9 protein-coding genes are annotated in these 9,859 nt (G+C 62.6%); 1 reads left to right on the top strand and 8 read right to left on the bottom strand.

Going from position 1 to position 9,859, the window contains the following annotated elements; translation table 11 throughout:
- From IV091_RS14120 to IV091_RS14110, 3 genes are all read right to left on the bottom strand, one after another.
- A partial coding sequence (locus IV091_RS14120; RefSeq protein ID WP_293469803.1) for an acyl-CoA dehydrogenase family protein occupies positions 1-910 on the bottom strand: 910 nt, incomplete at its 3' end.
- Between the two features lie 42 nt (positions 911-952).
- Entirely contained in the window at positions 953-1,405 is a 453-nt protein-coding gene (locus IV091_RS14115; RefSeq protein WP_293469801.1) for a PaaI family thioesterase, read from the bottom strand.
- A 59-nt stretch (positions 1,406-1,464) separates the two neighbouring features.
- Positions 1,465-1,860 carry a MerR family DNA-binding transcriptional regulator gene (locus IV091_RS14110; protein ID WP_293469799.1) on the bottom strand — a complete coding sequence of 132 codons (396 nt, stop codon included), beginning with the start codon at positions 1,858-1,860 and terminating at the stop codon, positions 1,465-1,467.
- A 125-nt stretch (positions 1,861-1,985) separates the two neighbouring features.
- Here IV091_RS14110 and IV091_RS14105 point away from each other — a divergent pair, with 125 nt between their 5' ends.
- Positions 1,986-2,120, top strand: coding sequence for a hypothetical protein (locus IV091_RS14105; RefSeq protein WP_293469797.1), 135 nt, complete (start codon positions 1,986-1,988; stop codon positions 2,118-2,120).
- Positions 2,121-2,137: 17 nt separating this feature from the next.
- Here IV091_RS14105 and IV091_RS14100 read toward each other — a convergent pair whose 3' ends face one another.
- The 5 genes from IV091_RS14100 to IV091_RS14080 form a co-directional block, all read right to left on the bottom strand.
- On the bottom strand, positions 2,138-3,676 hold the full coding sequence (locus tag IV091_RS14100; protein ID WP_293469795.1) for an ATP-binding protein: 1,539 nt from the start codon (positions 3,674-3,676) through the stop codon (positions 2,138-2,140).
- A gap of 1 nt (position 3,677) precedes the next feature.
- Positions 3,678-4,322: a response regulator gene (locus IV091_RS14095; protein ID WP_293469793.1), complete on the bottom strand. Its 645-nt coding sequence runs from the start codon at positions 4,320-4,322 to the stop codon at positions 3,678-3,680.
- A 69-nt stretch (positions 4,323-4,391) separates the two neighbouring features.
- Positions 4,392-8,282, bottom strand: coding sequence for a PAS domain S-box protein (locus tag IV091_RS14090; protein WP_293469791.1), 3,891 nt, complete (start codon positions 8,280-8,282; stop codon positions 4,392-4,394).
- 46 nt (positions 8,283-8,328) lie between these two features.
- Complete coding sequence (locus tag IV091_RS14085; RefSeq protein ID WP_293469789.1) at positions 8,329-8,769, bottom strand: response regulator; 441 nt, start codon at positions 8,767-8,769, stop codon at positions 8,329-8,331.
- 104 nt (positions 8,770-8,873) lie between these two features.
- A complete protein-coding gene (locus IV091_RS14080) occupies positions 8,874-9,842 on the bottom strand; it encodes a SprT family zinc-dependent metalloprotease (protein ID WP_293469807.1) in 969 nt (322 codons plus the stop codon).
- Between the last annotated feature and the right edge of the window lie 17 nt (positions 9,843-9,859).

The raw sequence follows: 9,859 nt of genomic DNA, 5'->3' as shown, positions 1-9,859 counted from the left end.
ACGAGCGGCCGGCCTGCAGCACGGTGTACATGTCGGCAACCTTGCCCTGGATCAGCTGGAACTCGCCGATGCTCTGGCCGAACTGCTTGCGGTCGTGGATGTAGGGCAGCACGCTGTCCATCACCGACTGCATGATGCCCAGCGGCCCGCCGGTGAGCACGGCGCGCTCGTAGTCCAGGCCACTCATCAGGACTTTGGCGCCGCTGTTGAGGCCACCCAGGATGTTTTGCGCCGGCACTTCGACGTTGTTGAACACCAGCTCGCCGGTGTGGCTGCCGCGCATGCCGAGCTTGTCGAGCTTTTGCGCGACGGAAAAGCCGGGCATGCCTTTTTCGATCAGGAAGGCCGTGACGCCGCGCGCGCCCAGTTCGGGCTCGGTCTTGGCGTAGACCACCAGCGTGTCGGCGTCGGGGCCGTTGGTGATCCACATCTTGCTGCCGTTGAGCAGGTAGTAGCCGCCCTTGTCCTCGGCCTTGAGCTTCATCGAAATCACGTCGCTGCCGGCGCCGGGCTCGCTCATGGCCAGCGCGCCGACATGCTCGCCGCTGATCAGCTTGGGCAGGTATTTCTGGCGCTGGGCTTCGGTGCCGTTGCGCTTGATCTGGTTGACGCAGAGGTTGCTGTGCGCGCCATACGACAGGCCGACCGAGGCGCTGGCGCGGCTGATTTCTTCCATGGCAATCATGTGGGCCAGGTAGCCCATGCCGGCGCCGCCGTATTCTTCACCCACGGTGATGCCCAGCACGCCAAGCGCGCCCATCTTTTCCCACAGGTCCATCGGAAACTGGTCGTTTTTATCGATTTCGGCGGCGCGCGGCGCGATTTCGGCCTGGGCAAAATCGCGCACCGCGTCGCGCAGGGCGTCGATGTCTTCGCCGAGTTGGAAATTGAGTCCGGGCATGTTGTTCATGGTTGAAGTCTTTCTTGAAAAGAAGATAACGCCGCGCGGCGATCAATAGGTTTTGGGCACGGGAACGATGGTTTGCTGCATCAGCGCGCAGGCGCTTTGCCGGCCACTGGCATCGAGGTGCAGCACTTCGGCCGTGGTCACGATGATGCGCTTGCCGGCCCTGGCCACGCGGCCAATCGCGCGCAACTCGCCGCCCTTGAAACCGGCCAGAAAATTGATCTTGTACTCGACCGTGGTCACCTCTGAATCGGCGGCGACCACCGTCATGGCCGCATAGCCGCCGGCAATGTCGGCCAGCGCGCCCATGGCGCCGCCATGAAAGCCGCCCTGCTGCTGATTCACGCGCTCCGAATACGGCAGCGCGACTTCGCACAGGCCCGGCTCCACGCGCACCAGCCGCGCACCCAGATGCTGCATCAGGCCCTGGCGCAGAAAGCTCGCTTCGATGCGCTGGAACAAATCCGGGGGGGCGGCAGGCGCGGTAGGTACAACCATGGGGAGAGCCTTGTCTGAAGAGTTTTTCAATTGACGTTTACGTAAACGTCAATTATGGACTATTTTGATTTTTTAGCCTTTCCCAGCAGCACCCTGGCTTCTTTTTCGTGGGTCCGGATCTCGTCCAGATTGGCCTGCAGGTCCAGCATCTGGTCTTCGAGCTTCTTGCGGTGCTCGGCCAGAATGGCCAGAAACTTCTGGAGTTGCGGCGCCGTGTCGCGCGGGCTGTCATAGGAGTCGATGATCTCCCTGGCCTCCATCAGCGACAGGCCCAGCCGCTTGGCGCGCAGCGTCAGCTTGAGCCGGGTGCGGTCGCGCGCCGTGTAGATGCGGTTGCGCCCGCCCGGGCCCTCGCGCTCGGGTTGCAGCAGGCCCATGTCTTCGTAAAAACGGATGGCGCGCGTGGTCAGGTCAAACTCTTTGGCCAGGTCGCTGATGGTGTAGGTGGTGGCCATGGTGTGTTTAAAAAATGGGAACGGTAGCGTTAAATGGGCGACAGCGCCGGGTGAGCGCTTTCCCTACAATAAGCAGCATATGACGTTTACGTCAACGTCAATGTTAGATATGGCGCGAATATTACATGAACCTCCAGGAACTTGAACTTGTCTATCCCTTGGTCGGCACCTTGCCCGAGTCCAACGCCCAGGCGCTGTTTCTGGCGTCCATCGACAAGCTCCTGGCGCAGGATGGGATTTACCGCTTCAGCGCGGCCTGAGCGTCACGGCTGCGCGGTCAGGGCGCGGGAGGGGCGCCCTGCGGCAGCGTCATGAAAAAACTGGCGCCGGACTGCCCGGCGGATTCCGCCCAGACCTCGCCGCCATGCCTGGCGGCCACGCCCTTGACGATCGCCAGCCCCAGCCCATTGCCGGGGAAGTCGGCCGAGGAGTGCAGGCGCTGAAATGCCGAAAACAGCTTTTCGCCGTACGCCGCGTCAAAACCGGCTCCGTTGTCCGACACCACCAGAACCAGCGCATCGGGCAGCTTTCCTGGCAGCAGCGCCACCTTGATCCAGGCCTCGGTCTTTTTGGACGTGAACTTCCAGGCATTTTCAAGCATGCAGGCCAACGCCATCCCCAGCAGCCGCCTGTCGCCCACGACCGGCAGCGTGGCCGTCATCTCTAGCGCCAAGACACGGTCTGGGTCCCGCTTGGTCAAATCAGCGATCTGCGACCGGCACAGCGGCACCAGATCGACTGTTTCAAGATCGCCGGACAGTTGCGACAGCTGGGCCAGTGTCCGCAGGTCATCGACCAGCCTGGCGAGTTGCCGGGTGCTGGCCTGAATGCGGCTGACGTAATGCATCCCCTGCCCGTCCAGTACCGAGGCATATTTTTCGGCCAGCGTGGTCGCAAAACCGTTCGCCACATGCAGGGAATCCCGCAAGTCGCTCGAGACCGCATGCGTGAACGCGTCGAGATCCCGCCTGGCGGTGACCAACTCGGTTTGCCGCTGGGCCAGCGCCAGTCCCAGTTCGGCATTGACCCGCCGCAAGGCGCTGTCGCCCAGGTGGCGCTGGGTGACGTCGGCCAGACTCACGAGCACCGCCTGGTGCTCGTTCCACATCACGTGGCCGCAGGCCAGTTCCACCAGCACCAGACCCCCATCCAGTTTTCGCTGCTTGCACAGCCGCAGTTCAAACCGAACCTCCCGGCCCGCTTCGCGGGGCGCCAGGTCGCTCATCAGCGCCGCGCCCTCTCCATCGTCAAACAAAGCGTCCATGCGAAGCGTCACAAACTCCCTGCGCGAAATACCATAAAAGCTGGCGGCCGCCTGGTTGGCGGCAAGAATCCGCAGCGAGCGCCTGTCAAACATCCACATCGCGGTGGGGTTGGCATCAAAAAGCAACTGGTTATAGCGTTCGCTATCTTCCAGCAAGTGTTGCAACCGCTGCGTGGAAGATACGTCGCTGAGGCTGACGGCTTGCCCCGAAGCATCCCGCCTGAAGGTGTATTCGATCCAGCGGCCTTCGAACCGCTGATGGGCCACAAAGGCATGACGCCCCGACGTCTGCATGGCCTTGATCGTCGCGCTTTCATGTTGCTCGGCGATTTCTTCAGGCACAGCATCCCAGATATCGCGCCCAGACACCGCCTCGAGCGTGCACTGCAAAAGCTCAAGTGCCCGGGCGTTGGCATCGGTGATGCGCCCGCTCCCGTCAAGCCGCACCATCCCGTCGTTGGCCAAGCCCAGGGGGCTCCAGTCGAGCATTGTCAATTCGGCCGGCGGGGCCTTGCCAGTCAACTCGTTTTCAGGAGGCCCCCGTTCGGGCATGTCATTGGCGCCACTTGGCGTTGGCCGTCACGAGCGCGGTCACGTAGCCCTGCAGCCAGTCAAAGTTGACCGGCTTTTTCTGCAGGTGGGCGTGCGCCGGAAGTCCGCCGCGTTCAGTAATCGCCTCCAGCGGCAAGCCGCTGATGACCACGATCTGCATATCCGTCAGTTGCTGGTTGCGTTTGAGGGCTTTGAGCATCTCGATACCGTCGACCCCAGGCATGGACAAGTCGGTGATCAGCAAGTCAGGCCGCATGCTGGCAATGTCCATCAATGCCTCCAGGGCCGAAGGCATCCAGGTGCAGTCGACCGGCAGGTCCCACTCGTCAAAATAGGCCCGGTACAACTCACAGGTGATCTCGTCGTCCTCGACGATCAGCACGCGCAAACGGTGCTTGGGATTGGTATCGGCCCGTGAAAGTTGCGGGCTGTTCTTGGCCAGATAGGCGTTGATGGAGTGCAACGCAATGCGGCGGTGCCCGCCCAGCGTTTTCCAGGCTTCTATTTCGCCCTTTTCAACCAGCGACTGCACCGTGGCCACCGACAAGCCCAGCAGCTTGGCCGCGTAGCTTGTGCCGCAGTAGTCCGAACTCGAAAAGTCGTCCGCGGTGATGGCGGCTTCAAAAGTTTTGGGCTCACGCGACATGGAGGTTCGCCAAAGGTGTTACGTTTATCATTTTTCCCATTTTAATTGACTCCACCCCCTTTGGGACACTCAAAGCACATGCAGCACTTTAGGCAGCGTGAAGAGAAAAGTAGCCCCGCGGCCCAGCGCGGCATCCGCCCAGAGGCGGCCGCCATGCCGCGCGATCACCCGGCTCACCGTGGCCAGACCAATGCCGGTCCCGGGAAACTCGGACACCGCATGCAGCCGCTGAAACGGGCTGAACAGTTTGTCGGCATAGGCCATGTCAAAACCGGCACCATTGTCGCGCACAAAAAATACGGGTCCGCCTGCGGCTTCGGACTGTTGCCCTATGCAGATTTCGGCCATGGCCTGCTGCGCGCTGAACTTCCAGGCATTGCCCAGCAGATTTTCCAGAACCACCCTGAGCAGCCGCCCATCGCCATGGACTTGCAGGCCGCTTTCAATGCGCACGCTGACCGCGCGCTCTGGCTGGCGCAGCTGCCACTCGTCCAGGATATTGCGGGCCATCTCCGACAGATCGACAGGCTCGATACGCAATTGCGCCCGCGCCACTTGCGCCAGGGACAGCAAGTCTTCGATCAGCTGCCCCATCTGCGCCACACCCATTTGAATGCGCGACAGGTAGTGCTGCACCTTCTCGCCAGTCTCGCCCGACAGCTGTTTGGCCAGCAAACGGCTAAAGCCGTCAATGGTGTTGAGCGGCGAGCGCAGGTCGTGCGACACCGAATACGAGAAGGCTTCGAGCTCCTCGTTGGACAGGCGCAGGGCGGCCTCAATGGCCTTGATCTCGGAAATATCCGCGTCGATCCCGACCCAGAAAGCGACCGCACCGTGCGCATCCAGCACCGGGGAGGCCCGGTAGGCCATGGTGTGGCAGCTGCCATCCCTGGCCAGCAGGCGGCGGATGCCGGAAAAAGATGACTGGTTGGCATTGGCGGCCTGCCAGTTGGCCCGCACATCCGACACATCTTCGGGATGCAGCACGGCAAACCAGCTCCGGGTGCCGGTCCAGTCCTCCAGAGTGCCGCCCATCAGGTCAAACCACGCGCGGTTGACGTAGGTTACCGCCCCATTGGGGTTGGCGGTCCAGACGACCTGCGGCGCCTGCTGGGCCAGCGCACGGAACAAGGCCTCCTGGCGCGCCAGCGAAGCGGTGCGCTCAACGACTTTTTGCTCCAGCCCCGCATTGAGCTGACCGACTTCTTCCAGCAACCGGGCATTCTCCATGGCGGCAGACGCCAGGTGGGCCAGCTCCATTGCGACATACTCGTCCTCCTGGGTGAATTCGCCCTCGTATTTGTCAGACAACTGCAGCAGCCCGATATTTTTCCCATTTCGCCCCAGCAAGGGTATCGCCAGCCAGCCCCGCATGGGAAGGTGTGCACTGGCATTGCTGCCGCCGCCATGCCAGCGCGGATGCGCCAGCAACCCGGCCTGCGTGATGCGCAGCGAACGGTTGCTCTGGCACACCATCTCGCGAATTTCGGCGCCATCGGCGGACTCGACCAAATCACGGTAAGCCGCATATTTCCCGGACAGAGACCGCGCATGGGTGGCCTGCGCCCAATCCTGGCCGTGCGTCAGGCTGACCACCGCCTGGTGCGCGCCAATCACACCGCGCGCCTGCTCTGCCACCTCCTGCATCGTGCCCTCCAGCGTCTGGTGCCAGGTAATGGCCTGGGCGGCATCGGCGGCGCGCTGCAAGGTAAACAGATGCGCCTGGACCTCATTTTCGGCCTTGACCTGGTCGCTAATGTCCAGCGCCACCACAAAGCGCGCGTCCCGGCCGGCATACTGAACCGGCTGCGAAACGATGTTGACCGGAAAAAGCGACCCGTCCTTGCGGCTGTGCATCCAGCGGCCCCGTCGCAACGTCATGGCATCGACCAATTCCTCGCGCAAGCGGCCCGCCTCTGCCTCGGTACGAATATCGAAGATGCTCATCGCCCGGAATTCCTCGGACGAATAACCGTAGCTCTGCTGCGCCGCGCGGTTGACCGTCAGAAACCGCTTGCTGGCCATGTCAAATACCCACATCGGCAGCGGCGCCGCATCAAACAGCGCCGCGTAGCGCTGCTCACTGTCCATGAAGGCCTGTTCAGCCAGCTTGCGGCGGGTGATGTCCCGCTCCACGGCCACCCAGTGCGTGAACCCGCCTTTGGCGTCGGCAATCGGCACCATGTCGAGCTCAACCCAGAACTCCTGCCCGCTCTTGGTGTAGTTGATCAACTCGGCGCGAACCGGCTCCCACTTGATGATCTTGGCGCGAATCCGGTCGAGTTCGGCGCGCTGCGAGCGGGGACCCTGCAAAAAGCGCGGCGACCTGCCCAACACCTCTTCACGGCGGTAGCCGGTGTGGCGCTCAAACGCGTCGTTGACAAAAACGATGCGGTGGCCGGACGCGTCAACAGGCCTGGCCTCGGTAATGAGCACCATATCGTTCAGGCGGGCAATACAGGTTTCCAGCAACCTCAAATGCTCTTGCGACGCATGCTGCTCGGTGATGTCCCGGATCACCCCGGAGCGGCGGCCGGTTTGCGCACCCGCCCCTCGGCCCTGGACCCGGTCAAGTTGCTGAATCCAGCGTACCGCGCCAGCCGTCGTGATGACGCGAAACTCCAGGTCCAGCGGCAGGCCTTCCCCGACAGCGGCATCGCGCCGGGCTGCAAAGGCGGCACGATCATCGGGATGGATTAACTCGACGAAGGCGTCATAGCTGCTGCCAACCCGCAGGCGATCCGTGCCCAGCACCTCGCAGGCCTCATCGGACCATCCCATCACGCGGGACTCGAGGTCCATTTCCCAATAACCTATGCGCCCGAGACGCTGGGCGTCGCGCAACTTTTCCTGACTCGCCTGGCTCTGCGCCAGCTCGGAGGCCAGCGCATCATGGTGCTTTTGCAATGATTCAGCCATGCGGTTGAATCCGGCGGCGATGGTGAAAAGCTCGTCCCCGCCATCCTGCCCGCGGGTCGGGATGCGCACATCCAGCCGGCCTTGCTCGACCTGGCGGGTGGCATCAAGAATTTCCCGGGTCGGCTTGACAATGGTGCGCGCACCCATGATCCAGGCAATCCCCCCCCCGAGAAAAGCCATCAGCAGCAACACCGCCAGCTCCAGGCCAAACTGACGCTGACTGGCGCCAATGATCTGGCCGCGGTCCATGCTGACCACCACGAAAACCGCCGATTCGGTTTGCGCGCTGCTGGGCATGAAGGCCCATAGCCGCTGCTGGCCCGCGCCATCCAGACCCGCATGTACCCCCGTGCGCAAGGTTCTTATCGCCTCCTGCAAGACAGGGCTGGCAGCCTTCTGCCCAACGGGCAAGGGCAGGTTGGCGGTCCCGGCAAGCAAGGTGCCATTGCGGTCATGGATTCCCAGCGCAGCACCGGCGGGCACATGGATCGCCGCGATCGACTCGGCCATTTTGGTGAGATCAAGCGCCGCATAGGCCACAAAGGCGACGCGGCCCTGCGCGTCAAACACCGGCAGCGCAAAGTTGGTGGTCGGCTTGCCGGTCACGCGCCCCACGATGTATTCGCTGGACACAAAGCTGCGGCGGCTGACGGCGTCACGAAAATAAGAACGGTCACCGAGGTAGAGCGGCGAACGCGCGCCAGGGCCGAGGCAACGCGCATAACCATCGGCGCCGATGACGCCCAGGTTGGCGTAGCCGGGAAACTGCCGTTTGAGATCCCCCAGGAAGCGGCTGCAGCCCGCCTCCTGGCCCCCCGCGATGTCGGGCACATGGGCTATCACCGTCAACACCTGGTGCGCCGTCTCGGTCAGGCGCTGCTGGCTCGAAGCGGCCAGCGAGACCGCGAACTGCAGGTCGCCCTGCGCCCGCTCGACGGCGGCATCGGCATTGAGCCATGCATTGACCGCAGACAGGCCAAAGAGGGGAACCATTGCGGCCACCACCAGCAGGACCAGGCGGGTCCTCAGCGTCCGCATCATGGTTTTGCTTTATACAAGGCGCCCGGACGCAGCGCCGCGTGGATGCTCAAGCCGCCGCAATGGATTCATTGACATCCAGCCAATAGGCCTGCAGGCGATCGAGCTTTTTGGTGAAATCCGCAAAATCGACGGGCTTGCGCACAAAGCCGTTCGCGCCGCTTTGGTAGCACGCGACGATGTCGGACTGTTCGCTGGACGAGGTCAACATGACCACCGGCACCAGCGCGGTAAGCGGGTTGGCGCGCACGCTGCGCAGCACATCCAGGCCCGACAGCTTGGGCAACTTCATGTCCAGCAAAATAAAAGACGGCTGCCTTTGGGTGTCACGGCCCGCATGAATGCCTCGTCCAAACAGATAGTCCAGCGCCTGCGCACCATCCCGGGCCACGGCGATCTCGGCCGTGACACCGTGCTCCTCAAGGGTCAGCACCGTCAATTCCAGGTGGTCGGGATTGTCTTCAACTACGAGTATCAGCTTGTCGCTCATGTCACCTCTCCTGGATTGCGATCATCAGTTTTCCGATGGATTTTTTTGTTTCCATCATATTATCAATTTAAGCGTAAATGTAATACTTTTGCACTCATGCTGCTTCACCAGCGGGGAATTCCCTCATCTTTGAGCTGGCTGCGCAATTCGGCGTAGTTGGGCACGATGGTGCGCACGGTGTCCCAAAAGCGCGGGCTGTGATCCATCACCCGCAAATGGCTTAGCTCGTGAACCACCACATAGTCCATCACCGCAGGCTTGAAGTGCAGCAGGCGCCAGTTCAGCCGGATGGACCCGTTGCTGCTCGCGCTGCCCCAGCGTGTACTGGCGCTGGACAGGCTGAGCTTGTGCCACTGCACACCGAGCTGCGGGGCGAAATGCGCCAGCCGCTCGGAAAAAATCTGCCGGGCCTGGCGCATCAGCCACGCCTGCACGGCGTCGCGGATCTGTTCGCGCGTGGCGCCAAGGGGCAGGCGCAGATGCAGGGCGCGTTCCACCTCCGCCGGCCAGGCACCTTCGGGCAGGCCGGCTGCAAGGCTTTTGAGTTCGGCGCTGACGCCGTTGACGGCTCTAGCGGCGCCAGCCGGCGGGTGCGCCTCAATCACCAGCCGCAAGGGCTCGCCCTGAAAAGGAAACGTCGCGCCGTCCTTCCAGTCAATGCGCGCGGACTCCAGCCGCTCGTGGCGCTCGCGGGTTTGCCGGAGTTTTTTAAGAATCCAGCCCGACTTGTCACGCACCGACTGGTCAATTTCATGGAGCGGCACCCATTTGGGCGCGCTCACCGCGAGCCCTTCAGGCCCCACCGAAAATCCGATGCTGCGGCGCGCGCTGCGCCTGAAGGCATAGGCCACCACCATGCCGCCCAGCAAGGCTTCGCGCGTGGCATGCGGGTGCCGGAACGCCGCGGGGGCATTACCCGCTATCTTTTCAATAGCATCTTGAGCCGTTCCCGAATGGGCCACAGGCACTTTTTCCTTCAATTTCGGCGTTTTCCCAGCGGGCCCGGAAGGCGCCGGGCTGCCAGCCGGAGCCAGCTCAAATAGATCCCGTGTGAATTGAAGAAGCCTGTGCATCATGGCGGTTTGATGGG

Source organism: Polaromonas sp., assembly GCF_018780625.1.
Taxonomy (GTDB): domain Bacteria; phylum Pseudomonadota; class Gammaproteobacteria; order Burkholderiales; family Burkholderiaceae_C; genus Polaromonas.
The sequence above is the reverse complement of the archived record's forward strand: the minus strand, read 5'-3'. Positions and strand labels throughout refer to the sequence as shown.